Below are 26,551 nucleotides of genomic sequence, written 5' to 3'. Positions count from 1 at the left end.
TGCACGATGGGCGCCCGTCGCAGTAGTGCCGATCATTGGTCGCCGAGAGCGTTCACGAGATGCACATCGCCGGCCGGCCGAAAATTGAGGAGTTGTCTGTGACGGAACCAGCGCACCGGACGGGTGGTCAGGACGCTGTCGCCCGGTTGTCCGCGCTACTGCGACCGCACCGTGGTCCCAGCGTGGTCACGATGGGCACGTTCGACGGCGTGCACGACGGTCACGCTGCACTCCTGGCGCACGCGAAGGGCCTGGCCACGGCCCGTGGGCTGCGCACGATCGCGGTGACGTTCAGTCCCCGTCCCGATCAGGTGCTGTCGCCGGAGCACGCGCTCCCCGACATCGTCCCGATCGCCGAGCGGGTGGACCGGCTCCGCGCGAGCGGGGTGGACGACGTCGTCGTCATCCCCTTCGATCGGGCGCTCGCCACGGTCACCGCCGAGCGGTTCGCCCGTCTCCTGGCGACCGACCTGGCCATGCGGACGCTCTGCGTCGGCGAGGACTTCGCACTGGGCCACAACCGGGAGGGGAGCGTCGCATACCTGCGTGGGCTCGGGGTGGACGTCGTCGCCTGCCCACTCGTACGAACCGCCGGGCGGGCCCGGAAGATCAGTTCGAGCGTGATCCGGCGGGCCATCGCCGACGGCGTGGCCCCTGATCAGGCGTGGCAGGCCGCATGAGCACCGCGCGGAAGACCCGTGGGAGCAGCCTCTTCGTGGACTGCGGCCGCGTGCGGCTGCACGTGCTGGAGTACGGCGCGGGCGAGCGCACCCTGCTTCTCCTGCCCGGCATCACGAGCCCCGCGGCGACCTGGGAGTTCGTCGCCGAGCGCCTCGCCGAGGAGATCCGGATCCTCACCTGGGACGCGCGGGGGCGCGGGTTGTCGGACCATCCGGAGACCGGCTACGGCGTCGGGCACTTCGCGGCTGACCTGGACGCGCTGATCACCGCGCTGAAGCTGGACCGTCCGGCCGTACTGGCGCACTCCATGGGGGCTCGCATCGCGGCCTACTTCGGAGCCCGCCGTCCCGAACGGGTCGGGCCCCAGATCATCGTCGATCCGCCGATGATGGGGCCGGGGCGGCCGCCGTACGCCTCGCCGATGTCGGCCTACATCGACGAGCTGCGTAAGGCCTCAGCCGGCGAGCTGACGCTCGAGGAACTCGGCCGATCCTGGCCGAGCTGGGACATCGAGCGCTTGCGCGACCGTCAGCAGTGGCTGCCGACCTGCAGCGAAGCCGGTGTCCGGGAGAGCTACATCGGGCTCGAACAGGATGATCTGGTCAGCTCCTGGCGGGGGCTGCGTCCGCCGCTGCTGCTGATCCGCGGCGCCGACAGCCCGGCGTTGTCGGCCGACGACGAGGCCGAGCTGCGCGCGGCCAATCCCGATGCCAACTATGTCTCGATCGCCGGGGCCGGCCACATGGTCCCGTACGACAACCTCGAGGACTTCCTCGGCGTCGTTCGACGCTTTCTCGCGGATTCGAATGGTGAAAGGAAACGCTAACCATGGGGATCAATAGGGACGCCGTTTTGCGTACGGGTGAGCAATACAAGAAGGCGCTGCGCGACGGTCGCGTCGTCTGGTACGGCGGCGAGCGAATCGACGACGTCACGACGCACCCGGCGACTGCCGGCGGTATCGACCGACTCGCCGAGATCTTCGACATGCAGCACGACCCGCGGTACCAGGACACGATGACGTTCGTGCGAGAGGACGGCCAGCGCGTCACCCGGGCCTGGCAGCTGCCCCGTACGAAGGAGGAGCTGCGCGCCAAGCGGGAGATGGACGAGCTGGCGTCGCGGCACACGCTGGGCATGTTCGGGCGCCACTTCGACAACATCGCGTGGACGACGCTCGGCCTGGCCGCCTACGAGCACCTGTTCACCGAGCCCGAACTCGCCGGCAACATCGGCCGCTACATCCGGTACGCGCAGGACAACAACATCATGATCGGGGGCATCGTCGCGGACCCGCAGGGCGCGCGGGCGAAGGAGAAGTGGTCCATCGGCGAGCGCATCCCGCTCAAGCACCATGGCGACACCGACCGGCTCCCCCCGCTGCTGCGGGTGGTGGAGAAGCGCTCCGATGGGATCGTCGTCGCCGGCGCCAAGATCGTCGGCACGGTCATCCCGCAGGCGGACGAGATCCTGATCCTCACGCAGCCCGGCGTCTCATCGGAGGAGAGCTTCTGGTGCGCCCTGCCCGCCAACTCGGAAGGGCTGCACATCGTCCTGCGGCAGGCACTGGCCCACCCGCCGTCGGCGACCGAGCACCCGCTCGCCTCGAAGGGAGAGGAGCAGGACTGCCTGGTCATCCTGGACAACGTCTTCGTGCCGATGGAGCGGGTGTTCTCGCTCGGCAACCCGAACCTGCCGCTGGAGTACGGGGACATCGGCGCCGGTGAGCACTGGAACACGCTCGTGCGGATGGCGGTCAAGGCCGAACTGCTCGTCGCGCTGGCGCAGATGATCATCGACTCGATCGGCACCGTGCGGGTGGCCAAGGTGCGCGAGATCGTCGCGGACCTCGTCGTCTATGCCCAGGTGCAGCGCTCTCTCGCGATGTCCGCGCAGGACTACGCGATCACGACCGAGTCCGGCGTCGTCTGGCCGCAGGTGGACTACGTCACCGCCGGGCGGGTCTACGGGGTCGAGCACTACGGCACGATCATGGGCAAGATCCGCGAGATGGCCGGCCAAGGCCCGCTGATGCTGTTCACGGAGAAGGACTTCTCGCACCCCGAACTGGGGCCACTGCTGTGTCAGGTGACAGAGGGCTTCGACCTGGTGTCCGAGGAGAAGAACCTGCTGATGGGGCTCGTCTGGGACATCACGTCGGACAGTTTCGGCATGCGGGTCGACTACTTCGAGCGGCTCAACGGCTATCCGCTGTTCTTCCTCAAGGAACGACTCTTCGGCGAGTACGACCGGGTAGCCGGCGTGGAACACCTCGCCAGGTTCCTGGGGCTCCCGGTCGACAAGCTCGCAGCGCCGGCCCGAGCCCTCGCGGACGTCAGGAAGCCGATGTTCGGATAGCCATCGAAGCCATGTCGGGGGGCGTGGCGGAGCAACTGGAATGCAGGGCCGGGGCCCCGGGAATGGGTCAACGCAAGAGGGAGGACGATGAGTCTCGCGGATCGGCTGTACCAGGCATATCGTTCGCGCGATATCAATCGAGTATCTGATCTCTATGCTCCTGGTGGCTGGCACCGTGAAGTCGCGACCGGCCGCGTCAGCCGCGGCCGGGAAGCGATCGGCAGGGGCCTGCAATCATTCCTGGAAGCGTTCCCGGATGCCCGATGGGAGGCGGAGGCAATAATCGTGGACGACAGCCGAGAGGCGGTCCCATACCGTTTGACCGGTACGCTTTCCAAGCGGCTTGGTGGCTTCCAGCCGCGGGGCCAGATCCTCGACCTCCGTGGCGTGCATGTACTCGGATCCATCGACGATCAGATCGCCTGGTCCGAAGACTATTGGGATGCCGAGACCTTCCGTCGTCAGATGAGCGGAGCGTGATCCGACCGGCGCTCGACATGGCGCCAGCCATCGCCGTCGGGCAGCGCATCAGGATCTGATGCAAGGTCGGGGCCACCCGGCCATGCCGGTGATCTCGACTCGACCGGGGCTGCGGCGGGCCGGTGGCCAGGGCGTCGGCGGATCAGTAGCTGCGGGCCCTGCCGCCGTCGACGCGCAACTGGATGCCGGTGATGTAGCCGGCCGCAGCGGAGCACAGGAACGCAGCAGCCTGCCCGAACTCCTGCGGGGTGCCGTAGCGCCCGGCCGGGATGGTGGAACGCGAGGCCGCAGCGACCTCCTCGGGTGAGGAGCCGGTCTGCTCGGCTCTCGCGCGATCGGTGAGCCGCACGCGGTCGGTGTCGATGCGTCCGGGAAGCAGCATGTTGCACGTGACGCCCCGGGAGGCGACTTCGGCGGACAAGGTCTTGAGATAGGCGGCCAGAGCGGCTCGACCGACGTTGGAAGCGGCCAGGTCGGCCAAGGGTTCGGCGACGCCGGAGGAGCCCACGGCCAGGATCCGACCCCAGTTGCGGGCGAGCATCCCCGGCAACGCGGCGGCGACCAACTGTCGCTGTGCGCGGGCCAGCGTGTCGATCGCTGCCGTGAAGTCCTCGTCGCTCAACGTCTCCGCGGTGCCGTGCGGCGGACCGCCACTGTTGAGCACCAGGATGTCGACGCCGCCGAGCGCCTGCTCCACACGTGGCACGAGTTCGGCGACGGCGGCCAGGTCGGTGAGGTCGGTGACGAAACCCGCGGCGCCTGACAACTCGGAGGCGCGCTGCTCGACCGTGTCCGCACGGCGTCCGGTGATGGCCACCCGGACGCCTTCGGCGGTCAGCGCCGCGGCGACCGCGTAGCCCAGACCGCTCGTCGAGGCGCAGACCAGGGCGGTGCGGCCGTGGATGCCCAGATCCATCAGGTCGTCCCTGGGGAGCCGGGGGCGAGTGGGCACGCCATGGTCATGTCCTTCCACTGCGGGGGGTTCTCGGGTGAACGGGTGAGGCGGTCTCGCGGTGGGGCTGGGACACCGGCCGGGAGGAGGCGTCGTCCGAGTCTGTGGGGAGGTGAGTGCCCGTACCCTCACCTCCCCACCGAGATCAATCGGCTCGTGCCGGTGCGGCGCTCACCTCGGCGCATTCCGCGACCATCGCGGCGAGTTCCCCTGGGCGGGACAGGAACGGGGAGTGCCCGGCGTCGATGTGCACCACGCGAGTGGCCCGACCGGTCGCCATCGCCTCCTGGACGAACCGGGGGAGCTCCGGGTCGAGGTCGGCGACCACGTACGTCGAGGGGATGGTCTCCCAAGCGGCTGCCTGCAGCGGCTGCCGGCACGAGCTGAGTGACTGCGGCTGTAGCCGGGGCACCGCCGCGGCGGCCACCGCCGGCTCGCAGTCGCTGTAGAAGACCTCTTCCGGGCGGTCCGGCGTCATCCAGGTGCCGTCCTCGGACAGCCGCCACCACGAGACGGGTTGCCCACCGGCCGCGTCGATGAGGCTCACCCCGGCGTCGAGCATGAAGGCGCAGACGTACACCAGGTGGACCACGTCCTCCCGCCCGGTGGCGGCCTGGGTCACCGGCAGCCCGCCGTAGGAGTGCCCCAGCAGGATCTTGGGGCCGGCGACGGCGTCGAGCACGGCGGTCACCGCGGCCACGTCGGCGTCCAGGTCCCCGAGCGCGGTCACGTCCGGCCCCGAGCTGGGCAGGTCCACGGTGGCGACGGCCAGCCCCTGGGCCTCCAACGCCGGGACGAGCTCGTCCCAGCACCAGGAGCCGTGCCAGGCGCCGTGAACGAGGACGACCGTGGCGCTCACCGGACACCCCCGACCACACCGTGCGGGTCGATGACGTACTTGCGTGCGACGCCGGAGTCGAACTCGGCGTAGCCGGCCGGGGCGTCGTCCAGGCTGATCACGGTGGCGTTGACGGCCTTCGCGATCTGCACCTTGTCGTGCAGGATCGCCTGCATCAGGCCGTGGTGGTAGCGCATGACCGGGCACTGGCCGGTGGTGAACGACAGCGACTTGGCCCAGCCGGTGCCCAGGCTCAGCGACAGCGACCCGACCTTGGCCGACTCGTCGACACCGCCCGGATCGCCGGTCACGTACAGCCCCGGGATCCCGATGGAACCACCGGCGGCCGTCAACGACATCAGCGAGTTCAGCACCGTCGCCGGCGCCTCCTTCGCCGCCCCGGCACCGTGTCCACGCGCCTCGAAACCGACCGCATCGACGGCGGCGTCGACCTCGGGGACGCCGAGGATCTGCTCGATCCGGTCCTGGGGGTCGCCCTGGGACACGTCGATGGTCTCGCAGCCGAAGGAGCGGGCCTGGGCCAGCCGATCGGCGTTGAGGTCACCGACGATGACCGCGGCCGCGCCCAGCAGCTGCGCGGAGACCGCGGCGGCGAGGCCGACCGGGCCGGCGCCGGCGATGTAGACCGTCGAGCCCGGCCGGACGCCGGCGGTGACCGCACCGTGGTAACCGGTCGGGAAGATGTCCGAGAGCATGGTCAGGTCGAGGATCTTGGCCAGGGCCTGCTCCCGGTCCGGGAAGCGAAGCAGGTTCCAGTCGGCGTAGGGGACCATCACGTACTCCGCCTGGCCGCCGACCCAGCCGCCCATGTCGACGTAGCCGTAGGCCGAGCCCGGACGGTCGGGGTTCACGTTGAGGCAGATGCCGGTCTTGCCCTCCTTGCAGTTCCGGCACCGCCCGCAGGCGATGTTGAACGGCACCGAGCAGACGTCGCCGACCTTGATGAACTCGACCCCGGGACCGGTCTCCACGACCTCCCCGGTGATCTCGTGGCCCAGCACCAGGCCGTGCGGAGCGGTCGTGCGGCCGCGGACCATGTGCTGGTCGCTGCCGCAGATGTTGGTCGTCAGGACCTTGAGGATCACCCCGTGCGGGCACTCCCGGCCCACATTGTCCGGGTGCACGCCGGGACCGTCGCGCAGGACGAGCCCCGGGTAGTCGAGGTCGCTGACCTCGACCCGGGCGGGGCCCTGGTAGGTGACGCCGCGGTTGTCTGCCATGGACGCTGGAACTCCCTTTCGGTGTCGCCGCTGTCGTGCGACGGACGGACCGGCCGGCGCAGCGCAGGCCGGAGAAGCCGACGGGCTGTGGACCCGGAGGGGATCCACAGCCCGTCCGGCGTGTGGTGGTGCGGCGTGGGTCAGGCGGGGAAGCCGACCGCGTGGGTGTCCATGAACTCGCGGACGCCCTCGATGCCCATCTCGCGGCCCATGCCGCTGTGGTTGAAGCCGCCGAACGGGGCCCGCTCGTCGAGGTGGGCGGCGCCGTGGGCGTTGACGAAGGTGTAGCCGGTCCGCAGCCGGGCGGCCAGGACGGCGGCCCGGTCGAGGTCCTGGGTCCAGACCGAGGAGCACAGCCCCGACCAGGTGTCGTTGGCGCGGGCGACGGCGTCGTCCTCGTCGTCGAAGGGCAGGATCGGCAGGGTCGGGCCGAACTGCTCCTCGACCACGACGCGCGCGCTCTCGGCCGGGTCGAGCACCAGGGACGGGCGGAGGAAGTTGCCGCGGGAGATGTCGGCGCCCTCGGCGGCCTCCCCGAACTCGCGGACCTCGGCACCGGACTCGCGCGCCTGCGCGGTGAGCTCCTGCACGTACTCCAGCTGCCGCCGGCTGTGCAGCGGGCCCATGGTCACGCCCTCGTCCAGACCGTGGCCCAACCGGGTCGCGGCGAGGAGACCGGACAGGCCCTCGACCACCTCGTCGTAACGTGACCGGTGCACGTAAAGGCGCTTGGTCGCCATACAGATCTGACCGGTGGAGTCGAAGGTCCCGGTGAACAGGCGCTGCAGCGCCTCGGGCCCGAGGTCGGCGTCGGCCAGCACGATCGCCGGGTCGTTGCCGCCCAGCTCCAGCGCCACGCGGGTCAGCGACTCGGCGGCCATGGACATGATCCGCTTGCCGCCACCCGGGCTGCCGGTGAAGCAGACCTTCTTGACCCGATCGTCCTGGATCAGCGCCGCGCCGATCTCCGCGTCGGCGCCGGTGACGACGTTGAGCACGCCCGGGGGCAGCGACCGGGCCACGAGTTCGACGGTGCGGACGGTGGCCAGCGGGGCGGTGGGCGGCGGCTTCACCACGACGGTGTTGCCGGCCAGCAGCGCCTGCGGCAGCGAGGCGGCCAGGATCGCCAGCGGCCAGTTGAACGGCACGATGATCGTCACGACGCCCAGGGGCAGGTAGGAGATCTCGGTCCGGTAGGGCGGCGCCGGCAGGTGCGTCACGTGCTCGAGCTCGCCGGCCAGGCCGGCGGCCAGGTCGAAGCGGTGCGCGAACACGATGGAGTCGATGAAGGACTCCATCCGGATCTTGCCGTTCTCGCGGGTGAGCACCTCCGCCGTCGCCGGGCGGTCGGCCTCCAGGGGAGCGAGAGCCGCGGTCAGCAGCGCGGCCCGCTCCTGCGGGGTGCGGGCGGCCCAGGCCGGGAACGCCCGGTGCGCCGCGGCCACGGCGGACTCGGCCTGCTTGGCGGTCGCGGCCGCGGCGTAGCCGACCACGGAGACACCGTCGGCCGGGTCGATCACCTGCAGCGCGTCGTCGGCGCTGCGCACCTCACCGTCGATGAAGAGATCGGTCCTGATCTCGGGCAGCTGGGCTGAAGACACCATCGTCTGTTTCCTCGGAGGTCATCGCAGGGGCCGCAGAACCGGTCGCACACTGTGTGCTCGGTGACGGTAGGTCGGACGACGATCACGCTCGTGGGGCATCGGACCCGATGCACCCGGTGTGATCCGGAAGTCCGGAGCGCGACATCTGACGTACCTGCTGGCCATTGTCCTCCTGCCCCCTGTGGACGGCGTGCCCGGGCGGTTAGCGTCGGCTCCCGTTGCCCGGGCCGGGTCCGGCGCCGGGCTCTGCGCTGTCTGAAGGAGAACGCCGTGCCCACGGTTCGCGAGACCACCTACGACCTGCTCCGCGCCTGGGGGCTGACCACCGTCTTCGGCAACCCCGGCTCGAACGAGCTGCCGTTCCTCGATGGGTTCCCGGCGGACTTCCGGTACGTCCTCGGGCTGCACGAGGGCGCGGTCCTGGCGATGGCCGACGGCTACGCGCAGGCCACGGGCCGCCCGGCGCTGGTCAACCTGCACTCCGCGGCCGGGTTGGGAAACGCGATGGGAAACCTGGCGAACGCGCGCGCCTCACACACGCCGCTCGTGGTGACCGCAGGACAGCAGGCCCGCGCGATGATCGGGCTGGGGTCCGTCCTGGCCGAGCCGGGGATGACCCGGCTGCCCGAGCCGCAGATCAAGTGGGCGTTCGAGCCGGCCCGGGCCCAGGACGTACCGCGGGCGTTGTCGGAGGCCTTCCACCTGGCCACGCTGCCGCCCGCCGGCCCGGTGTTCGTATCCCTGCCGCTGGACGACTGGGCGCAGGACGTGAACGCCGACGAGGTGGCCCACCTGGCCGGGCGGCGGGTGCGCGCCGCCGGCGCGGCCACCCCCGACCTCGTCGCCGAGCTGGCCGGCCGGCTGCAGGGGGCCTCGGCCCCGGCGCTGGTGGTGGGTCCGGAGGCGGACGACGAGCGCTCTTTCGGCCTCGTCGTCGAGCTGGCCGAACGGCTGCAGGCCCCGGTGTGGACCGCGCCCACCCCACCTCGGTGCCCGTTCCCCACCCGGCACCCGCTGTGGCAGGGCGTGCTGCCGCCGAGCATCGCCGGCGTCAGTGAGTGCCTGACCGGCTACGACCTCGTGCTCGTCCTCGGCGCCCCGGTCTTCCGCTACCACGCCTATCGCCCCGGACCCTGGCTGCCGGCCGGCACCGAGCTGGTCGCCGTCGGCGCCGACCCTCACGCGGCGGCGCGGGCGGCCTTCGGGGACGCCGTCGTCGCCGACGTCGCGGCGGTCCTCGGCCAGCTGCTCGACGCGTTCCCCGCTGCCCCCTCCCGAGCTGCCGTCCCGTCGCGGGAACGCCCGGCCGCGCCCGCACCGGAGGCAGCGCCGTTCCCTGCCGACGCGGTGTTCGCGCAGATGGCCCGGGTGTTGCCGCCGGATGTCCGCCTGGTCAACGAGTCGACGTCGAACACGACGCAGTTCTGGGCGCACCTGGACCTGCGCCGGCCGCGCAGCCTGTTCTTCCCGGCCGCCGGTGGGCTGGGCTTCGGACTGCCCGCGGCGGTGGGAGTGGCACTGGCCGATCCGCACCGGCCCGTCGTCGCCGTGCTGGGGGATGGCGCGCTCCAGTACGGCGTGGCCGGCCTGTGGACGGCCGGGCAGCTCGGCCTGCCCATCACGTTCGTCGTGCTCCGCAACGGCGGCTACGGCGCGCTGCGCAGCTTCGTCGCGCAGCTGGGGGTCACCGACGCCCCCGGGCTGGACCTGCCCGGCCTCGACGCGGTGCAGATCGCTGCCGGCTACGGCCTGCCCGGCGAGCGGATCACCAGCGCCGAGCAGCTGGCGACCACGCTGGCCTGCGCGGCGTCACTGCAGGGGCCCCGGCTGCTCGAGGTGCCGATCACGGCTGAGACCCGTCCGCTGGGCTGAGCGGAGCGTGCGGAGCGAGCATCGGCGCTGAGCGGAGCGTGCGGAGCGAGCATCGGCGCTGAGTCGGGGGTCCGCACGCCCGGACGCGACAGATGACGTAGTCCGGACGCCACAGAAGACCAACCCGGAGCAGGTCCGCGCGCTCACGACTTCCGACCGCCGACCGGCTTGCATTCCTACAGCCGTGAGGCCGCCCTCACCCGCGTGGTCGCACGCCTTCTCGCTCTCCGGCGTCCAGAGGAGTACGCAACCGTGGCCCCACCACCCAGCTCCACCAGTGCCCCGTCCAAGAAGGGGATCTTCGCGGCGAGCTTCATCGGCACGTCGATCGAGTGGTACGACTACTACATCTTCGGCACCGCCGCCGCGCTGGTGTTCGGAAGCCTGTTCTACCCCGAGTTCTCCAGCACGGCCGGCACCCTGGCGGCGTTCGGGACCTTCGCCGTCGGCTTCATCGCCCGCCCGCTGGGGGCCGCGGTCATCGGTCACTACGGGGACAGGATCGGCCGTAAGTCGATGCTCGTCCTCACCCTGGTGCTGACCGGCGGCTCGACGTTCCTCATCGGTGTCCTGCCCACGTACGCCGCCATCGGCATCGGCGCGCCGCTGCTGCTGGTCGCGCTCCGTCTCATCCAGGGCTTCGGGGTCGGCGGCGAGTGGGGTGGCGCGATCCTGATCGCCACCGAGCACGCCTCCCCGCGGCGCCGTGCGGTCTACGGGAGCTTCGCCCAGTTCGGCGTGCCGGTCGGCGTCCTCACCTCGAACCTGGCCTTCCTCGCCGTCTCGGGCATGTCCAACGAGGACTTCATGTCCTACGGCTGGCGGATTCCCTTCCTGATCAGCATCGCGCTGGTGGTCGTCGGTTTCCTGGTCCGCAGCCGGCTGCAGGACGCGCCGGAGTTCCAGCAGGTGAAGCAGGACAAGGACGTCAGCAAGGTCCCGGTCGCGGAGCTGTTCCGCCGCCAGCCGCGCAACCTGGTGCTCGCCAGCCTGGCCTCGATCGCCCCGCCGGCGGTCGGCTACACGGTCATCGTCTACATGCTCACCTACGGCACCGCGGTGGTGGGCTTCAACCGGACGACGCTACTCACGCTGATCCTCGCCTCGACGCTGGTCTGGATCGGGACCATCGTCGTGTCGGCCCTGGCCGCCGACCGCTTCGGCTCGAAGAAGGTCTACGCGGTGGGCGCCCTGACCGCCGTGCTCTGGCCGATCCCGATGTTCGGGCTGGTCAACACCGGGGACACCGGTCTGGCGCTGCTCGCCTTCGTCGTGGCCGCGCTCGTCCAGGGCGTCATGGCCGGGGCCCAGGGCGGCCTGTTCACCGAGATCTTCGACGTCCGGTTCCGGTACAGCGGGATCTCCATCGCCTACCAGGTGGGCGGCATGATCGGTGGCGCCGTCACTCCGATCGCCGCGACCGCGTTGTTCGGAACCTACGGCTCCTCGACGCCGATCGCGGTGTACGTGATGGCGCTGTCGCTGGTCAGCTTCGTGGCCGTCCTCGGACTCCGCGAGGGTTCCGCGCCGTCGGTGCCGTCGGTGCCGTCGGTGCCGTCGGTGCCGTCGGTGCCGTCCGGGCCCTCGGCCACCGGGCAGACGGACACGGCCGCCGAAGAGACGGCGCCGGCGGCCGCGTCGACCACCGCGACGGGGCCGCTGGGCTGACGCACTCCCATCTGCCACCCGAGTGGCAGGCCCGAGTGGCAGGAAAGCCACGTTCATGCCACCCCCGGCGTGAACGTGGCTCTCTTGTCAAGATCGCCCGGCCGCCGCCCCGCAGGCCGCGTCCGGGGCGCTCTGCACCCTCAGTACCGTTCCAGGGAGACACCGGTGTGAGGAGGCAGAGGTGTACAGCGACGTGGACGCCCCCGCCGGCGCGTCCCGGCAGCCGGTCACGGGCGAGGATCCTGTCCTCCGGGCTCTGGTGGACGTGTCCGCCGACGGACTGGCCGTGCTGGACCCGCGCGGTCGTTTCACGGTGCTCAACGCCGCGGCCGCGCACATCCTCGGCCTCCCGGCCGACGACCTCGTCGGGCGTGCGGCCCCTTTCGACATCGGCGATGCAAGCCCGGATCGGCCCCGTGAGGACCGTTGCCGCACGACATGGCCGGCCCCGGACGGACGTCGACGGGACCTGGAGTACCGCCTCGCCCCAGCGGCCGGTGGGGGGTACGTGGTCTGGTTCAGCGACGTGACCGACACCCTCCGGCAGCAGGAGCGGCTGACCGCCATCGCCCGGGCGGCCTCCAGCGTCGCGGACGTGTGCTCGCTGCGCGCCACCCTGGACGCAGTCGCGCACGAGGTCGTGATGACGGCGAACATCGCCGCCGTCCAGATCCTGGCCATCGACGACCCGCGCGAGGAACTACGGGTGCTGGGCATGGCCGGCTTCGGCGACGCCGCCGAGTTCACCGAGCGGCTGAGCGCCTGCCGGCGACTCGGCGCCCGGGTCGGCTTCATGGACGCCTTCCAGGGCGGGAAACCGGTCGTGGTCCTGCACCGCAAGCCCGCGATCATGGCCGACCCGACCTGGGCCCCGCTGCACGCGATCATGGGGCACCCCGACTGGGACAGCTTCGTGTCCATGCCCCTGGTGGTACGCGGCCGTACCCTCGGCGTGATCAATGCCTACTACCTCCCCGGCGAGGATCCCGGTCCCAACTCCCTGTCCTTCCTGGAGGCGATGGCCGATCACGCCGCGGTGGCGATCGACACCGCCACGCTGCTGGCCCAGACCCGGTCGCAGGCCCAGCTCGACGAGCGCCGCCGGTTGGCCCGGGACCTGCACGACTCCGTGGTGCAGCAGCTGTTCTCCATGCGCATGCAGGCGAAGGCGCTGCGCGCCCAGGTCGATTGCGCGGACGCCGATCCGGCCCGGGTGCGCAGTGGCGCCGAGGAGCTCGCGGAGCTCTCCCAGAACGCACTGGCCGATCTCCGCGGGCTCGTCTTCGAGCTGCGTCCCCTGGACCTGGCCGAGCGAGGCCTGGTCGACGCCGTCCGCGCCCACGCCGCGAGCCTGGAGGCGCGGACCGGACTGGTCGTCGACGTGGAGGCGCCCCCCAGTCTGGAGCTGGAATCCGGGATCGACGTCCAGGAGGACCTGTACCGCATCGTCCAGGAGGCGCTGCACAACGTGGTGAAGCACGCCCGGGCCACCGCGGTGGGCATCCGGTTCACCCCGGCCGAGGACGGCGGCGGTCTCGTCGTCGAGGTGACCGACGACGGGTGCGGCCCCAGCGCGGCGTCCGGGAGTTCCGCCGGCGGTGCCCCCCGGGACACGCTCGGGCTGGTGTCCATGCGCGAACGCGCCCAGCGCTGGGGTGGTCGGCTGGTCGCCGGACCGCGCCCGTCGGGCGGTTGGACGGTCCGGGTCACGTTGCCGGCCTCCGTCGCGCAGGTGGCCGCGGAAGGAGAGGCGGGGAGCCGATGACCGAGGACGTGGCCCCGGGCGAGGTCATCCGGGTCATGGTCGTGGACGACCACGCGATCGTCCGCCGTGGCCTGCAGGCGTACGTCGACACCGTGGCCTCACTGCACGTGGTGGGGGAGGCGGCTGACGGTCAGCAGGCGATCGACCGACTGCAGCAGTGGCAGACCCTCGGCGAGCCCCTGCCCGACGTGATCCTGATGGATCTGCAGATGCCACGCATGGGCGGCGTGGAGGCGACCGAGGCCATCGCCCGGGCCCATCCCGGGGTGAAGGTCGTCGTGCTCACCAGCTTCGGTGAGGTGGAGCGGGTCCACGCTGCACTCGCCGCCGGTGCGGCCGGCTACCTGCTGAAGGACGCCGACCCCGATGAGGTGGCCACCGCCGTCCGGGCCGCCGCAGCCGGGGAGGTGCACCTGGACTCGGCCGTGGCCCGTCAGCTCACCCGCCGCATGGCCGCCCCCCAGGTCGGGCTGACGTCCCTGACCGCGCGGGAGCGGGAGATCCTGATCCTGGTGGCCCACGGGCACTCCAACCGGGACATCGCCGACCGTCTGGTCATCAGCGAGCGCACGGCGCGGACGCACGTCAGCAACGTGCTGACCAAGCTGCAGCTCTCCTCCCGCACCCAGGCCGCCCTGCTGGCCATCCGCGAGGGGCTCATCCCAGCACCCAGCTGACCTGCCCCTGCAGCGGCGGACGCGACGGATGACGTAGTCACGACCCGTTGCATCGGTCGGCCGTGAGCTGACATCGAGCCGATCACCTGGGCCTCGATTCTTCCTACGTTTGTCGGTGAGCGCGGTCGTCCGGCCGCGACGAGCCCGGCGACGACGCAGGGAGGTCAGCGCCGCTGTGACCACGTCCACCGTCCTTGACACACCCGCCCCCACGACCCGCACCACGTCGGACTTCGCGGCGGACATGGTCGTCACGGCCCGTCGCGAGGAAGCCGAGGGTGTCGTCGGTGTGGAGCTCGCCCTGCCGTCCGGGGAGCAGCTTCCTTCGTGGACGCCCGGCGCGCACATCGACGTCGAGCTGCCCGGTGGGCTGACCCGTCAGTACTCGTTGTGCGGCGACCCGGCCGACGGCGCTGCATGGCGCATCGGCGTCCTGCGGGAGGCCGACGGGCGCGGTGGGTCCCGGTGGATCGCGGACGAGCTCACCGAGGGTGCGACCCTGCGCATCCGCGGGCCGCGCAACAACTTTCCGCTCCAGCCCGCAGGCCGGTACGTGTTCGTGGCCGGCGGGATCGGCATCACCCCGCTGCTGCCGATGATCCGGGCCGTCGCCGCGGCGGGCGCCGACTGGGTCCTGCACTACGGCGGCCGCACCCGCGCGTCGATGGCCTTCCTCGGCGAGTTCGCCGCATACGGGGACCGGGTCCGCGTGCACCCCCAGGACGAGGTCGGCCTCCTCGACCTGGACGCCGTACTGGGCGCCCCGGCCGCGGACACGCTGGTCTACTGCTGCGGTCCCACCGGCCTGATCGAGGCCCTCGAGACCCGCTGCCGGGCCTGGCCCGCGGGCGCGCTGCACGTCGAGCGGTTCACCGCCGCGCCGGTCGTGACCGACGGAGCCGACACCGCGTTCGACGTGGTCTGCGAGCGTTCCGGCCTCACCGTCTCGGTGGCGCCGGAGCAGACCGTCCTCGAGGCGGTGGGGAACGCCGGGATCGACGTCCTCTCCTCCTGCGAGGAGGGCGTCTGCGGCACCTGCGAGACCACCGTGCTCTCCGGCGAGCCCGACCACCGCGACTCCCTCCTCACCGAGGAGGAGAAGGCCGCGGGCGAGACGATGATGATCTGCGTCTCCCGCTGCCGCGGCGCCCGCCTGGTCCTCGACCTCTGAGCGGAGCTTGCGGAGCGAACATCAGAGCTGACGCCCGAACCGGGAGAGCTGAAGAACCTTGTCCGAGAACACCACCCCGTCCGTGCTGGTCATCAGCGCGCACGCCGCCGACTTCGTCTGGCGCGCAGGCGGTGCCATCGCCCTGTCCGCGCAGCGCGGCTCCGCCGTGCACGTGGTGTGCCTCAGCTTCGGGGAGCGCGGCGAGTCGCAGGGCCTGTGGAAGCAGGAGGGCATGACCCTGGACCGGGTCAAGCAGACCCGCCGCGAGCAGGCCTCCGCCGCCGCCGAGGTGCTCGGCGCGAGTATCGAGTTCCTCGACCTCGGTGACTACCCGCTGCGGGTGGACGAGGCAGCCCAGGACCGCATCGTCGCGGTCATGCGGGAGCGGCAGCCGGAGGTGCTGCTCACCCACGTGGCGAACGACCCGTACAACCGCGACCACAACCTGGCGCACGAGACCACGCTGCTGACCAGGATGGTCGCCCAGGCGCACGGGCACGACCGGTCCACGACGCCGCTGGGCGCGCCCCAGGTGCTGAAGTTCGAGCCGCACCAGCCCGAGGTCTGCGGCTTCACCCCGGACCTGCTGCTCGACATCACCCCGGTCTTCGACGTCAAGGTCAAGGCGATGCAGTCGATGAGCGGCGCGCAGGGCCACCTGGTGCAGTACTACACCGACCTCGGCATCCGCCGCGGCGTCCAGGCGGTGCGCAACGGCGCCCCGAAGACCGTCACCCACGCCGAGGCCTACCAGCGCACCTTCCCGACGGTGGGGGAGGAGCTGCGATGAGCGAGCGTGCGAGCGAATCATCGGCACAGCGCCGGCACGTCATCGTGCGGACCAACCGGCGCCCCGACGCCGAGGCCGTCGAGGTGCTCGGCCGGGTCGGCGTGGCGACCGCGCACGAGGCGATGGGCCGCCGCGGCCTCACCCACCCGGTGCTGCGGCCGATCTACCCGGGCGCGCGGATCGCCGGCCGGGCCGTCACCGTGCTCAGCCAGCCCGGCGACAACCTGATGATCCACGCCTGCATCGAGCAGTGCCGGCCGGGTGACGTCCTCGTCGTCACCACCACCTCGCCGTCGACCGACGGCATGTTCGGCGAGTTGTTCGCCACCCAGCTCGCCGCCCGTGGCGTGCTCGGGCTGGTCATCGACGCCGGCGTGCGCGACGTCGCCGACCTGACCGCGCTCGGCTTCCCGGCATGGTCCCGCGCGGTCTCCGCGCAGGGCACGGTCAAGGCGACCCCCGGTTCGGTCAACGTGCCGGTCGTCGTCGCCGGCGCCTACGTGCGTCCGGGTGACGTGGTCGTCGCGGACGACGACGGTGTGCTGATCGTCCCCCGCGAGGAGGCGTCCGCGGTGGCCGCCGCGTCCGTGGCTCGCGAGGCCAACGAGCAGGAGAAGCGGGAGAAGTTCCAGGCCGGCGTGCTCGGTCTGGACGTCTACGGCATGCGCGCGACCCTCGAGCGTCTGGGCGTCACCTACGTCGACGAGCCGGGCGACGAGACCGTCCCGCTCCCCTCCGCCTGATCCCTTCCGCCCCTTGCTTCCCAGGAGATCCCGTGGCTACGAACCCGATTGTCAAGAACGGCTGGTACATCGGTGCCTGGTCCGACGAGGTCGGCCGGACCCTGCTGCAACGGTGGATAGTGGGTCGGCCGGTCTGCTTCTACCGACTGCAGGACGGCAGCGTCACCGCGATCGAGGACCGCTGCCCGCACCGCAAGTACCCGCTCTCGTTGGGCCGCCTCGACGGTGACGTCATCGAGTGCAACTACCACGGGTACCGGATCGACTCCGGTGGCGTCTGCGTCGGCGTGGCCGAGCAGCCGGACACCCCCAAGGCGTCGGTGCACCGCTTCCCACTGGTCGAGCGCGACGGTGTGGTCTGGATCTGGACCGGCGACGTCGAGCTCGCCGACCCCGCGCTGATCCCCGACACGTGGTGGCTGAGCGACCCGGGCTGGACGCACGTGAAGGGTCTCGTGCCGCTGAAGGCGCGGCAGGTGCTGCTGGCCGAGAACCTGCTCGACCTGACGCACGAGACGTTCCTGCACCCCAGCAGCATCGGGAACGCCGCGGTCGCGGGCACGCCGATCGAGGTGACCAGCGAGGGCGACCGGGTGTCGTTCATCCGGCACATGGTCGGCATCGAGGCGCCGCCGTTCTACGAGAAGTCGATGGGGCTCACCTCGCCCATCGACCGGTGGCAGGACGGCGACTTCTACGCGCCGGGCGTCTTCATCCTCAACATCCGGCTCGCCCCGACGGGCACCGAGGAGCCCGAGGGCTTCCACATGAAGGTCATGTACGGGATGACCCCGGCGACGGAGACCGAGACCCACGACTTCTTCGCCCTCGCCCGCGACTACAAGATCGACGACGCGGAGCTGTCGACGTTCCAGCTCGAACAGCAGCTGGCGGTGATGAAGGAGGACGTCGACGCCCTGGAGATCCAGGAGGTCATGGTGGCCAGCGAGCCGGCCGGTGCCCGCGAGTCGAGCATCCGATCTGACGTCGCGGGGATCCGCGGCCGCCGGCTGCTGGAGAAGATGGCCGCCAAGGAGGCCGCCGCCGGGGAGGCACCGGCGCCACGTCGTCCGCGGGCGGCGGTGGCCGGGGCATGAGCACCTTCGTCCTCGTCCACGGAGCCTGGCACGGTGGCTGGTGCTGGGACCGCGTCGCCCCGCTGCTGCGCGACGCGGGGCACGAGGTGCACGCACCGACGCTGACCGGCCTGTCGGAGCGGGCGCACCTGCTCTCCCCCCAGGTGGGGCTCGACACCCACGCCGAGGACGTCGTCCGGCTGATCGACACCCTCGGCCTGACCGGCGTCGTCCTGGTCGGGCACAGCTACGCCGGCCAGATCGTGACCGCTGTGGCGGACCGGCGCCCGGCGGCGGTCGCGCGGCGTGTCTACCTCGACGCGTTCGTCGGGACCGACGGCGAGGCCGCCCGCGACCTGCTGCCGGAGACGGTCGAGCACCACTGGGCGGAGTCCGCGGCGGAAGCCGGCTTCGGCTGGCTCGTTCCGGTGCGCAAGCTGTCGGTGCTCGGCGTGACCGACCAGGCCGACATCGACTGGCTGACCCCCAAGCTGACGCCGCACCCGTGGAAGACCTACACCGACCGGCTGCACCTCACCGGCGCGGTCGATGGCGTCCCGGCTGCGTTCATCGAGTGTGTGAGCTGGATGCGAGTGTTCCAGGCGCAGGCCGAGCGGGCGCGCGAGTGCGGCTGGCCGGTGCACGAACTGGACACCGGGCACGAGGCGATGGTCACGGCCCCCGAGGCACTGGCCGACGTCCTGCTCGAACTGGCCCGCTGACCGTCCCCCCATCCATCACACACCCCTGGAGTCCGTCGTGGAGTTCCTCGTCCGGTCCGAGAATCGCCTGCCCGTCGACACCCCGGCGGAGCGGCGCGAGGAGCTGCGGGCCGGTGAGCGCGCCCGGGCCGTGGAGCTGCGCGCGGCCGGCGTACTGAAGCGGCTCTGGCGCGTGCCCGGGCGCAACGCCACCATCGGGCTGTACGAGGCCGCCGACCCGGCCGAGCTGCACGACGCGCTCATGTCGCTGCCCATGGCGCCCTGGCTCGACATCACCGTCGAGGCCCTGGCCACCCATCCGCAGGAGCGGCAGTGACGACGGCCGCCGGGGCGACGGGTACCGGACTGGAGCTGCGCATCTCCTTCCGCCAGTACGACGGCGAGATGCTCGGCCGCTGCTGGTGCGGGCGGACGTGGACCAGCTCGCATCCCCGGGAGATGTGGGACTGGCTGGACGACCACGAACATGCGCCGGCCACGAGCAGCAACGGGCCAGGAGGCCGCGATGTCGACTGAGCCGAGGTTCGACGTGCCGGGGACACCGGTCTTCGACGGGCGCAGCAGCCGGCGGGGATTCCGCATGAACAAGCTGTTCATGAGCCTGCGATTCGCCGAGAACAGGGAGCGGTTCCTGGCCGACGAGAAGGCCTACTGCGAGGAGTTCGGCCTGGCGCCGGAGCAGCAGGAGGCGGTCCTGGCCCGCGACTGGCAGGCCATGATCGACCTCGGCGGCAGCATCTTCTACGTCTACAAGCTGGCCATGATGGACGGGCGGTCGATGCAGTACCTCGGGGGTGTCTTCGCGGGGATGACCGAGGAGGAGTTCGTGGCAGTCATGCGCGCAGGAGGACGCACCGATGGCTGAGGTGATCTGGGGCCTGGCGACCTCGCACGTGCCGTCGATCGGCGCGGCGATGGACCGCGGGAAGACCGAGGACCCGTACTGGAAGCCGCTGTTCGACGGCTACCGGCCGGCGCGCGAGTGGATGGCGCAGCACACGCCCGACGTCGCGATCGTCGTCTACAACGACCACGCCAACGGCGTCGACCTCGACATCGTCCCGACGTTCGGCATCGGCACCGCCGATCGGTACCGGGTCGCGGACGAGGGCTTCGGCCGGCGTCCGGTGCCCGACGTCGTCGGCCACCCGGAGCTGTCGCTGCACCTGCTCGAGTCGCTCATGGACGACGGGTTCGACCTGACCGTCTTCCAGGAGCTCGATGTCGACCACGGACTGACCGTGCCGCTGTCGATCTTCTGCCCCGACCCGGGCGAGGCCTGGCCGTGCCCTGTCGTCCCGCTGATGGTCAACGTCATCCAGTACCCGCAGCCCACGGCCGCACGCTGCCTCGCGCTGGGGCGGTCGATCGGCCGGGCCCTGGAGACCTTCCACCCGGACACCAAGGTGGCGATCTTCGGTACCGGCGGGATGTCCCACCAGCTCGCCGGTGCCCGGGCGGGCTTCATCAACCCCGACTTCGACGCGATGTTCCTCGAAGCGATCGAGACCGACCCGGAGAAGCTGGCCGCGCTGTCCCGTGAGGACTACATCCGTGAGGCCGGCTCCGAGGGCATCGAGATGATCATGTGGCTCATCATGCGCGGCGCGATGAACGAGCAGATCCGCCGGGTGCACTCGACCTACCACGTCCCGGCGTCGAACACGGCGGCAGCGCTCGCACTGTTCGACAACCGGGTGCCCCGATGAGCCTGAGCCGGTCAGGCATCCTCACCATGGTCCGGTCGCAGTCCTGCTCGGCGAGGTACTGCCGGGTGCCCGGCGTCGCGACCTGACCGGGTACGACGGCGTTGACGGCGACCCCGTCCGGCCCGAGTTCCTTCGCGAGCACCGGGTGACGCGGCTCACCGTAGGAGGCGGGCGGAGGACTCCTGGCGTGCGGGATCTCGGTGACGTCACCACACGTCCATGACCCGGGCCAACGGTCGCTGCGCCATCCACCGTTGTTCCACCGGTCGTTGCACGTCGGCCTCGATGAGCTTGGGGTACGAGGTCAGGTCCGTGAACTGCAGGCGGCCGGACTGGAAGCCGATCATGGCGCTCGCGCGTGCGCCGGATTCGAGCTGTTCGGAGAGGTAGTCGATGCAGCGGGCGGTCAGCCGGGTGGCCTGGATGCGGTCGAACGGCGACGGGTCGCCGCCCTCCTGGACATGGCCGAGGATCGCCTCCCGCGAGTCCCACAGATCGCCGCCTTCCTTCTCGAACAGCGCCCGGATGAAGCCGGTGCTGTAGACGGGGTCGGCGTTCTCGCTGCGGATCACGAGCCCGAGTCGCTTCCCGGACCGGAACCCCTCGGCCAGTGCGCGGACGTCGAGGGTCAGATCGTCGAGCGTGATGCCTTCCTCGGGCAGGTAGACGCGTTCGGCGCCGGTCGCCAGCCCGCTCATCAGCGCGAGGTAGCCGCAGTCGTGGCCCATCACCTCGACGACGAAGCACCGGCGCGACGCCACCGCGGACTGCTTGATCTTGTCGACGTCGGCGATGATGCTGTTCAGCGCCGTGTCGCTGCCGACGGTGAGCTCGGTTCCGGGCAGGTCGTTGTTGATGGTCATCGGCAGGCAGACGATCGGGATGTCGAGCGCCCGGTGCAGCCGACCGCTGCTGTGCAGCGCGTACGCGGCCGCGTAGCCCGCCCAGCCGCCGGCCATCAGCAGGCCGTCGATCCGGTGCGCGGCGACCTGCTCGGCGATCCGCGCCACGTCGTCGCCGGCGGGCACGTACCGGTTGGTCCCGAGTTCGGCGCCCCCGGACGACACCCACCCGCTGACGTCCATCCAGTCCATCTCCCGGATGTCGCCGTCGCGCAGGCCGCGGAAGCCGTTCCTGACCGCGAGCACGGCGTAACCGCGGTCGAGGCCGAGCCGCACCGCGGCCCGGACGGCGGTGTTCATGCCCGGCGCCGGGCCCCCGCCGTGCACCACGGCCAGCCGGAACCGCTTGCGGCCGGCGGCCGTGGGCCGTGGCGCGGCCTGCTGCATCGTCACCAGGATCTGGAACGACTCGCGGAAGCTGCCACCACGCAGCAGCATCGCGCCGTCGAGGTCCTGGCCCTTGACCCGGTCGGCGGCGGCGTGGGTCTGGGCGACGCAGTCCATCAGCGGCGAGCTGACGACCTGGTGGCCGCGGATCCCCACGAGCTGCGCGGAGGTATCGGAGCCGGCTGCCAGCAGCTGTTCGACCGCGGCGTGCCCGAGCAGGGTGCTCAGGTACCGGTCGAACGCGCTCGGCGCGCCTCCGCGCTGGACATGGCCCAGGATCGTGACGCGCGCGTCCTCGCCGAGTTCCTGCTCGAGGATCCGTTTGACGTCGTCGACCGTGATCGGCTCGCCGTTGTGGTCCTGCGCACCCTCGGCGACGAGCACCAGGTTGCGCCGCCGTCCGTTCTCGCGCCCGGCTCGCATCACCGAGCACATCAGCTGCGCCCAGTCGTCGTACTCCGGAGGGCGTTCCGGGATCAGCACCCAGTTCGCGCCCGATGCCAGCGACGCCATCAACGCCAGGTACCCGCAGCGCCGGCCCATCACCTCGACGACGAAGCTGCGCTGGTGGCTCGACGCCGTACTGTCGATCGCGTCGAGCGCCTCCACGATCCGGTGCAGCGCCGTGTCGGCCCCGATCGTCATGTCCGTGCCGAACATGTCGTTGTCGATCGAGCCGACCAGGCCGACGAGGCGCAGGACCGGATGCGCTGCGGCCACCTCGGGGTGCAGTTCGTCGGTGTCGACCAGTTCGGCCAGCAGGTCCGGCCACTCCTCCCGTAACAGGTTCGCGCCCGTCAGGCTGCCGTCCCCGCCGATCACGACGAGGGCGTCGATGCCACGCTCCAGGAGGTTGCGCGCCGCCCGGCGGCGCCCCGCCCGGCTGCGAAACTCCGCCGACCGCGCGGTACCGATCACGGTGCCGCCGCGCTGCAGGATGCCGCCCACGTTCGACGAGTCGAAGCGGCGGATGGCATCGCCACCCTCGATGAGCCCCCGGTAGCCCTCGAACACCGCGTACACGTCGATGCCGTGGTGCACGGCGCTGCGGACCACCGCGCGGATGGCCGGATTCATCCCACCCGCGTCACCCCCGCTGGTGAGCACGGCGATGCTGGTCGGCCCGGTCGGCACCTGGGTCATCGGACCACCTCCGCTGCGGAGCGAGCAGGGATGTCGACTCGGGTAGAGCGTCCCAGACCGGTCCGGGGGAGTGAACCGTGGAACGCCGACGCAGGCGATACCAAGCACGGTCGGTGATCGTCCCGGGGCAGGGCGGCCCGTGGCGCGTGGGCGGGCAGGACCGATGGTGCGGACGGACCGTACGCCTGATGGGTGACGAAACCTCCACGCGGAGGCATGCCCTTGCCCTGGCGAACCGATCGAGCGATGATCTTCGCAACCGTACGAAGCTCTTCGGTCACGAAGAGTGAGATCGTGCGGATGTCTGCGAGGGGGACGGCGATGTCGGCTGATCACGACTACTCGGGCGACTACGGCTACGACCTGGTGACCGAGGTCAGGACCGCGCTCCAGCTGCCGTCCGCTCGCGGGGCGCTCCTGCCGCACCGCGCCGGAGGCGCCACCGGCCGCCAGCTCTACCTCGACGGGGACCTCGGCTACGACCAGGCGCACGAGGTGTAGTCCGGCAGCCGCCCCTGCATGCCTGGCTCGTGGTGACGTCGGTCGTGACCCACGCCGTCCGCCGGCCGCTCTCGGGAGGCGGGGCCGCGAGTCGGCACACTCGGAGCAACCGGCCGATGGGAGGGAGCCGCGGTGTCCGAGCGGCGGGGCAGCAAGAACAGACATGTCGATTCCCGGTCGAGGCCGGCGTCGCCGGGGATGGCCGATGTCTGGGTCGTGGCTGGACCTCCGGGTGGGGGTGAGCCGGTGCGCCTGGTGTGGGTTCGTTCCGATGCGGCCTCTCTGCGGCACCGTCTCGAACTGCGGCGGTCCGATCGGGACACGGGAAAGCTGGCGAGGTTCGACGAGTTCGTCGCCGGCATGCTCCTGGACCGGGATCCCGCCGTGCCCCACGTGCGGGTGGACAATCGCCTGTCGGCCGCGTCGACGATCGAAGCCCAGCTCCGAGCCGCGCTCCGGCCCTCCTGAGCGGGAGGTTCCGGCCCGCGATGGGCTCGGCCCTGCGGTGACCTGTGGGCGGCGTGGCTCGATCCGTCGTCGAGGGCGAGCGGTCGCGGGTCGCCTCGCCGCATGAGCGCGCCGCCGGCCGGGCGGGTCGGACGACGGCACGCTGCCCGCGTCGGAGGGCCTCAGGCCTGCGCGGGGGCGACCGGCGGCGCCTCCTGGGCCTGGTCGGTCCGGAAGTGATGGAGGGGCTCCGGCCGGTGGCGGGCCGGACTGCGCGCCGAACAGCGAGCGGTGTGGTTCAGCGCCCGTGGGTGCTGGCGCTGCGGTAGTCGGTGTAGGTGTAGGGGTTGTCGAGGATCGTGGTCTCGGGCACGTCGGGGTTCATGCCCTTCTCCCAGGCCTGGTCGCCGAGGGTCGAGCGCAGGTGCTCGACGGTCTGCTCGACCGTCCGCCGCGCAGCCGCGAGGTCGACGCCGAGGAGGCGATGATCGTGCTTGACCACGCGGCCGTCGACGAGCACGGTGTGCACGTCGCCGCGCTGGGCCTGGAAGGCCACGTGCCCGTAGGGGTTGAGCAGCGGGAACATCACCGGCGAGTGGTCGTTCTTGATCAGCACGAGGTCGCCCTTCTTGCCTACCTCGATGCTGCCGAGATCGCGGTCGCGGCCCAGGGCGCGGGCTCCGCCGCGGGTCGCCCAATCGACGACCTGCTCGGCGCGCAGCGCGGCGTGGGTGACCGTCTCGCCCTTGGCGTGGGCCTCGAGATGCTCGCGTGAGCGGTCGGCGCCCAGGGTGGTGCGCATGGCGGTGAACAGGTCCCCGCTCCACCAGACGGTGGTGTCCATCGACAGCGACACCGGGATGCCGTGCGCCCGCAGCGCCCAGGTGGGCGGGTAGCCCTGGCCGGCACTCTGCTCGCTCTCGGTGGAGACCGACACCGATCCGCCGGTGGCGGCGATGCGGTGGTAGGAGTCCGCGGACAGCGTGGCGCTGTGCACGTAGACGGTCTCGGGTGTCATGAAGCCGTGGTCGTGCATGAGCCGGATGCCGTCGTCGCCGGTGGCGCCCCAGACCCCGGCGTGGGTGGTGACCGCGACGCCCAGGTCCCGGGCGGCCTCGAAGGCGGGCTTCTCGGGGAAGGCCGGGTCGCCGGTGACGTCGAAGGCGAGCTGGAAGCCGAGCATGTCGCCACCGGTGATGCGCCGACCGACGAAGTCGCGGAACTCCGGCGCGGTGGTCCATTCACCAGGGGACTGTTGGATGTTGCCGTAGGCCAGCACGAACCGGCCGGGCACGGCCTGCAGCGCGTCGACGGCCGCGTCGGCGTGCTGCGTGGTCTGGAGTCCGTGGGACCAGTCCACGGTGGTGGTGACGCCCGCGTCGATCGCCTCGATCGCGCCGAGCAGGTTGCCGGCGTGGACGTCCTCGGGGCGGAAGGCCTTGCCCCACTCCAGGTAGTACCAGACGAAGTACTGGGTCAGGGTCCAGTCGGCGCCGTAGCCGCGCATCGCGGTCTGCCACATGTGCCGGTGGGTGTCGATCATGCCGGGCATCACGATGCCGTCGCTCGCGTCGATCTCGACGGTGCCCTCGGGCACGGTCAGAGCCGGGCCGATCGCGGCGATCCGGTCGTCGACGACCAGGACGTCACCGCGGGGCAGGACCTGCTTGGTGTCGTCCATGGTGAGCACGGTGCCGCCGCGGAGTACCACGGGACGCCCGGGGCCGAACTCCTTCGGATCGCTCATCGCTCTCGCTCCTTCGCGGCGGCGTCGTCAATGCCGGACCTTTGTCCGTAGTACGGTCAATGTGAGGTCGGCGTCACTGTTGCCGACCCGGTGTCCCGCTGTCAATCCGCGTCCTGCACCGCGGTCGCTGCGGATTTCGGTCGGTCTTGTCCGCTGAGCGGACAGCAGGTGGCTACCCTGCGGGAACGCGCTGTCGAGTGGAGGAGTCGCGTCATGCCGCGCGAAGGCACCGGACCGGATTTCATCGAGGCGCTGGCCCGTGGTCTGGAGGTCATCGCCGCCTTCGGGCCCGCCCGGCCGACGATGTCGCTGACCGAGGTCGCCACCGCGACCGGACTGGCCAGGCCGACGGCCCGGCGCATCCTGCTCACCCTCGCCGAGCTCGGATACGTGCGCTCGGGGGAGCGCGGATTCGCGCTGACCCCGCGGGTGCTGGAGCTGGGGGTGGCCTACGTGCGGTCGATGGGGCTGTGGGAGGTCGCCCGCCCGCACATGGAGCGCCTGGTCGCCCGGACGAACGAGTCGTGCTCGATCGCCCAGCTCGACGGCTCGGACATCGTCTACGTCGCCCGGGTCGCGGTGCCGAAGATCGTGTCGTTGGCGGTGCAGATCGGCACCCGGTTCCCGGCGTTGCAGACGTCCCTGGGCAAGGTGCAGCTGGCGGCGCTGCCGGCCGACGAACTGGACCGGGTGCTGGCCGAGCCCAGCCGCTCGCGCCTGGTGCCGCGCTGGCAGCCCGACCGCGCCGAGCGGGACGCCGAGCTGCGGGAGGTGCGGGCCCGGGGCTGGGCGCTGACCGACGAGCAGCTCACCCGCGGCATCCGGTCGGTCGCCGCGCCGCTGCGCGACGGCTCGGGCCGGGTGATCGCGGGTATCAACGTCAACACCCACGCCGCGGAGACGCCGGTCGAGCGGCTGCTCGAGCACCACCTGCCGCAGCTGCTGCAGACCGCGGGGTTGCCGCAGGCGTAGACCTCGTGGCCGCGCAGGTCGGGGTGGTCGGCGAGCACCGCACGGTGCACGGGGCCGTTGCGTCCGGCCCATTCGGTGTCGGGGTCGGACAGCACCGGGGTGAAG

The 26,551-nt window shown here is 71.3% G+C and carries 26 protein-coding genes; 20 read left to right on the top strand and 6 right to left on the bottom strand.

Translation table 11 applies throughout. The features are described 5' to 3' along the window. The first annotated feature begins 59 nt into the window (after nucleotides 1–59). The 4 genes from HF519_RS10545 (at nucleotide 60) to HF519_RS10530 (ending at nucleotide 3,519) form a co-directional block, all read left to right on the top strand. Nucleotides 60–680, top strand: a complete 621-nt coding sequence (locus tag HF519_RS10545; RefSeq protein ID WP_281358485.1) for an FAD synthetase family protein — start codon at nucleotides 60–62, stop codon at nucleotides 678–680. After that, a complete protein-coding gene (locus HF519_RS10540; RefSeq protein ID WP_169412627.1) occupies nucleotides 677–1,507 on the top strand; it encodes an alpha/beta fold hydrolase in 831 nt (276 codons plus the stop codon). Before HF519_RS10545 ends, HF519_RS10540 begins: the two co-directional genes overlap by 4 nt. Before the next feature lie 2 nt (nucleotides 1,508–1,509). Further along, nucleotides 1,510–3,039, top strand: a complete 1,530-nt coding sequence (locus HF519_RS10535; RefSeq protein WP_169412625.1) for a 4-hydroxyphenylacetate 3-hydroxylase N-terminal domain-containing protein — start codon at nucleotides 1,510–1,512, stop codon at nucleotides 3,037–3,039. Nucleotides 3,040–3,126: 87 nt separating this feature from the next. Continuing rightward, nucleotides 3,127–3,519 carry an ester cyclase gene (locus HF519_RS10530; RefSeq protein WP_169412623.1) on the top strand — a complete coding sequence of 131 codons (393 nt, stop codon included), beginning with the start codon at nucleotides 3,127–3,129 and terminating at the stop codon, nucleotides 3,517–3,519. Between the two features lie 142 nt (nucleotides 3,520–3,661). Here HF519_RS10530 and HF519_RS10525 read toward each other — a convergent pair whose 3' ends face one another. From HF519_RS10525 to HF519_RS10510, 4 genes are all read right to left on the bottom strand, one after another. After that, the gene (locus tag HF519_RS10525) at nucleotides 3,662–4,471 is read right to left on the bottom strand and encodes an SDR family oxidoreductase (protein WP_312860032.1); all 810 of its coding nucleotides are present in this window, start codon (nucleotides 4,469–4,471) and stop codon (nucleotides 3,662–3,664) included. A gap of 145 nt (nucleotides 4,472–4,616) precedes the next feature. Next, nucleotides 4,617–5,330 carry an alpha/beta hydrolase gene (locus HF519_RS10520; RefSeq protein WP_169412621.1) on the bottom strand — a complete coding sequence of 238 codons (714 nt, stop codon included), beginning with the start codon at nucleotides 5,328–5,330 and terminating at the stop codon, nucleotides 4,617–4,619. After that, nucleotides 5,327–6,550 (bottom strand): formaldehyde dehydrogenase, glutathione-independent, encoded by a 1,224-nt coding sequence (fdhA, locus tag HF519_RS10515; protein ID WP_169412619.1) that lies wholly within the window; start codon nucleotides 6,548–6,550, stop codon nucleotides 5,327–5,329. Before fdhA ends, HF519_RS10520 begins: the two co-directional genes overlap by 4 nt. 140 nt (nucleotides 6,551–6,690) lie before the next feature. After that, on the bottom strand, nucleotides 6,691–8,154 hold the full coding sequence (locus HF519_RS10510) for an aldehyde dehydrogenase family protein (RefSeq protein WP_169412617.1): 1,464 nt from the start codon (nucleotides 8,152–8,154) through the stop codon (nucleotides 6,691–6,693). A gap of 270 nt (nucleotides 8,155–8,424) precedes the next feature. Here HF519_RS10510 and mdlC point away from each other — a divergent pair, with 270 nt between their 5' ends. The 13 genes from mdlC to HF519_RS10445 all read left to right on the top strand — a co-directional run bounded on the left by mdlC (nucleotide 8,425) and on the right by HF519_RS10445 (nucleotide 20,347). Continuing rightward, the gene (mdlC, locus tag HF519_RS10505; RefSeq protein WP_312860031.1) at nucleotides 8,425–10,026 is read left to right on the top strand and encodes a benzoylformate decarboxylase; all 1,602 of its coding nucleotides are present in this window, start codon (nucleotides 8,425–8,427) and stop codon (nucleotides 10,024–10,026) included. 252 nt (nucleotides 10,027–10,278) lie between these two features. Beyond that, nucleotides 10,279–11,694, top strand: a complete 1,416-nt coding sequence (locus tag HF519_RS10500) for an MFS transporter (protein WP_169412615.1) — start codon at nucleotides 10,279–10,281, stop codon at nucleotides 11,692–11,694. 181 nt (nucleotides 11,695–11,875) lie between these two features. Then, a complete protein-coding gene (locus HF519_RS10495; protein WP_169412613.1) occupies nucleotides 11,876–13,459 on the top strand; it encodes a sensor histidine kinase in 1,584 nt (527 codons plus the stop codon). Continuing rightward, nucleotides 13,456–14,136, top strand: a complete 681-nt coding sequence (locus HF519_RS10490) for a response regulator transcription factor (protein WP_169412611.1) — start codon at nucleotides 13,456–13,458, stop codon at nucleotides 14,134–14,136. The genes HF519_RS10495 and HF519_RS10490 overlap by 4 nt, the downstream gene beginning before the upstream one ends. 175 nt (nucleotides 14,137–14,311) lie before the next feature. Continuing rightward, nucleotides 14,312–15,307, top strand: coding sequence for a PDR/VanB family oxidoreductase (locus tag HF519_RS10485; RefSeq protein ID WP_459161734.1), 996 nt, complete (start codon nucleotides 14,312–14,314; stop codon nucleotides 15,305–15,307). 58 nt (nucleotides 15,308–15,365) lie between these two features. Continuing rightward, complete coding sequence (locus tag HF519_RS10480) at nucleotides 15,366–16,097, top strand: PIG-L deacetylase family protein (RefSeq protein WP_169412609.1); 732 nt, start codon at nucleotides 15,366–15,368, stop codon at nucleotides 16,095–16,097. After that, on the top strand, nucleotides 16,094–16,840 hold the full coding sequence (locus HF519_RS10475) for a 4-carboxy-4-hydroxy-2-oxoadipate aldolase/oxaloacetate decarboxylase (protein ID WP_169412607.1): 747 nt from the start codon (nucleotides 16,094–16,096) through the stop codon (nucleotides 16,838–16,840). The genes HF519_RS10480 and HF519_RS10475 overlap by 4 nt, the downstream gene beginning before the upstream one ends. A 32-nt stretch (nucleotides 16,841–16,872) precedes the next feature. After that, the gene (locus HF519_RS10470) at nucleotides 16,873–17,937 is read left to right on the top strand and encodes a Rieske 2Fe-2S domain-containing protein (RefSeq protein WP_211169837.1); all 1,065 of its coding nucleotides are present in this window, start codon (nucleotides 16,873–16,875) and stop codon (nucleotides 17,935–17,937) included. Further along, entirely contained in the window at nucleotides 17,934–18,638 is a 705-nt protein-coding gene (locus HF519_RS10465) for an alpha/beta fold hydrolase (RefSeq protein WP_169412605.1), read from the top strand. Before HF519_RS10470 ends, HF519_RS10465 begins: the two co-directional genes overlap by 4 nt. A gap of 37 nt (nucleotides 18,639–18,675) precedes the next feature. After that, nucleotides 18,676–18,954 (top strand): muconolactone Delta-isomerase family protein, encoded by a 279-nt coding sequence (locus HF519_RS10460; protein WP_169412604.1) that lies wholly within the window; start codon nucleotides 18,676–18,678, stop codon nucleotides 18,952–18,954. Continuing rightward, nucleotides 18,951–19,154 carry a hypothetical protein gene (locus tag HF519_RS10455; RefSeq protein WP_169412602.1) on the top strand — a complete coding sequence of 68 codons (204 nt, stop codon included), beginning with the start codon at nucleotides 18,951–18,953 and terminating at the stop codon, nucleotides 19,152–19,154. The genes HF519_RS10460 and HF519_RS10455 overlap by 4 nt, the downstream gene beginning before the upstream one ends. Then, nucleotides 19,144–19,503, top strand: coding sequence for a protocatechuate 4,5-dioxygenase subunit alpha (ligA, locus tag HF519_RS10450; RefSeq protein WP_169412600.1), 360 nt, complete (start codon nucleotides 19,144–19,146; stop codon nucleotides 19,501–19,503). The genes HF519_RS10455 and ligA overlap by 11 nt, the downstream gene beginning before the upstream one ends. Next, nucleotides 19,496–20,347 (top strand): class III extradiol dioxygenase subunit beta, encoded by an 852-nt coding sequence (locus HF519_RS10445; protein ID WP_169412599.1) that lies wholly within the window; start codon nucleotides 19,496–19,498, stop codon nucleotides 20,345–20,347. The genes ligA and HF519_RS10445 overlap by 8 nt, the downstream gene beginning before the upstream one ends. 206 nt (nucleotides 20,348–20,553) lie before the next feature. Here HF519_RS10445 and HF519_RS10440 read toward each other — a convergent pair whose 3' ends face one another. After that, the gene (locus HF519_RS10440) at nucleotides 20,554–22,779 is read right to left on the bottom strand and encodes a 6-phosphofructokinase (RefSeq protein WP_169412597.1); all 2,226 of its coding nucleotides are present in this window, start codon (nucleotides 22,777–22,779) and stop codon (nucleotides 20,554–20,556) included. Nucleotides 22,780–23,100: 321 nt separating this feature from the next. Between HF519_RS10440 and HF519_RS10435 the strand changes: the two genes are divergently transcribed. Then, the gene (locus tag HF519_RS10435; protein ID WP_169412595.1) at nucleotides 23,101–23,280 is read left to right on the top strand and encodes a hypothetical protein; all 180 of its coding nucleotides are present in this window, start codon (nucleotides 23,101–23,103) and stop codon (nucleotides 23,278–23,280) included. A 246-nt stretch (nucleotides 23,281–23,526) separates the two neighbouring features. Next, a complete protein-coding gene (locus HF519_RS10430; RefSeq protein WP_169412593.1) occupies nucleotides 23,527–23,748 on the top strand; it encodes a hypothetical protein in 222 nt (73 codons plus the stop codon). A 277-nt stretch (nucleotides 23,749–24,025) separates the two neighbouring features. Here HF519_RS10430 and HF519_RS10425 read toward each other — a convergent pair whose 3' ends face one another. Further along, nucleotides 24,026–25,474: an amidohydrolase family protein gene (locus HF519_RS10425; protein ID WP_169412591.1), complete on the bottom strand. Its 1,449-nt coding sequence runs from the start codon at nucleotides 25,472–25,474 to the stop codon at nucleotides 24,026–24,028. 213 nt (nucleotides 25,475–25,687) lie between these two features. Between HF519_RS10425 and HF519_RS10420 the strand changes: the two genes are divergently transcribed. Continuing rightward, nucleotides 25,688–26,446, top strand: coding sequence for an IclR family transcriptional regulator domain-containing protein (locus HF519_RS10420; protein ID WP_169412582.1), 759 nt, complete (start codon nucleotides 25,688–25,690; stop codon nucleotides 26,444–26,446). Nucleotides 26,447–26,551: the final 105 nt, after the last annotated feature.

This window comes from Pseudonocardia bannensis, assembly GCF_012911875.1.
GTDB lineage: Bacteria > Actinomycetota > Actinomycetes > Mycobacteriales > Pseudonocardiaceae > Pseudonocardia > Pseudonocardia bannensis.
This window is presented reverse-complemented; position numbering and strand designations above follow the sequence as displayed.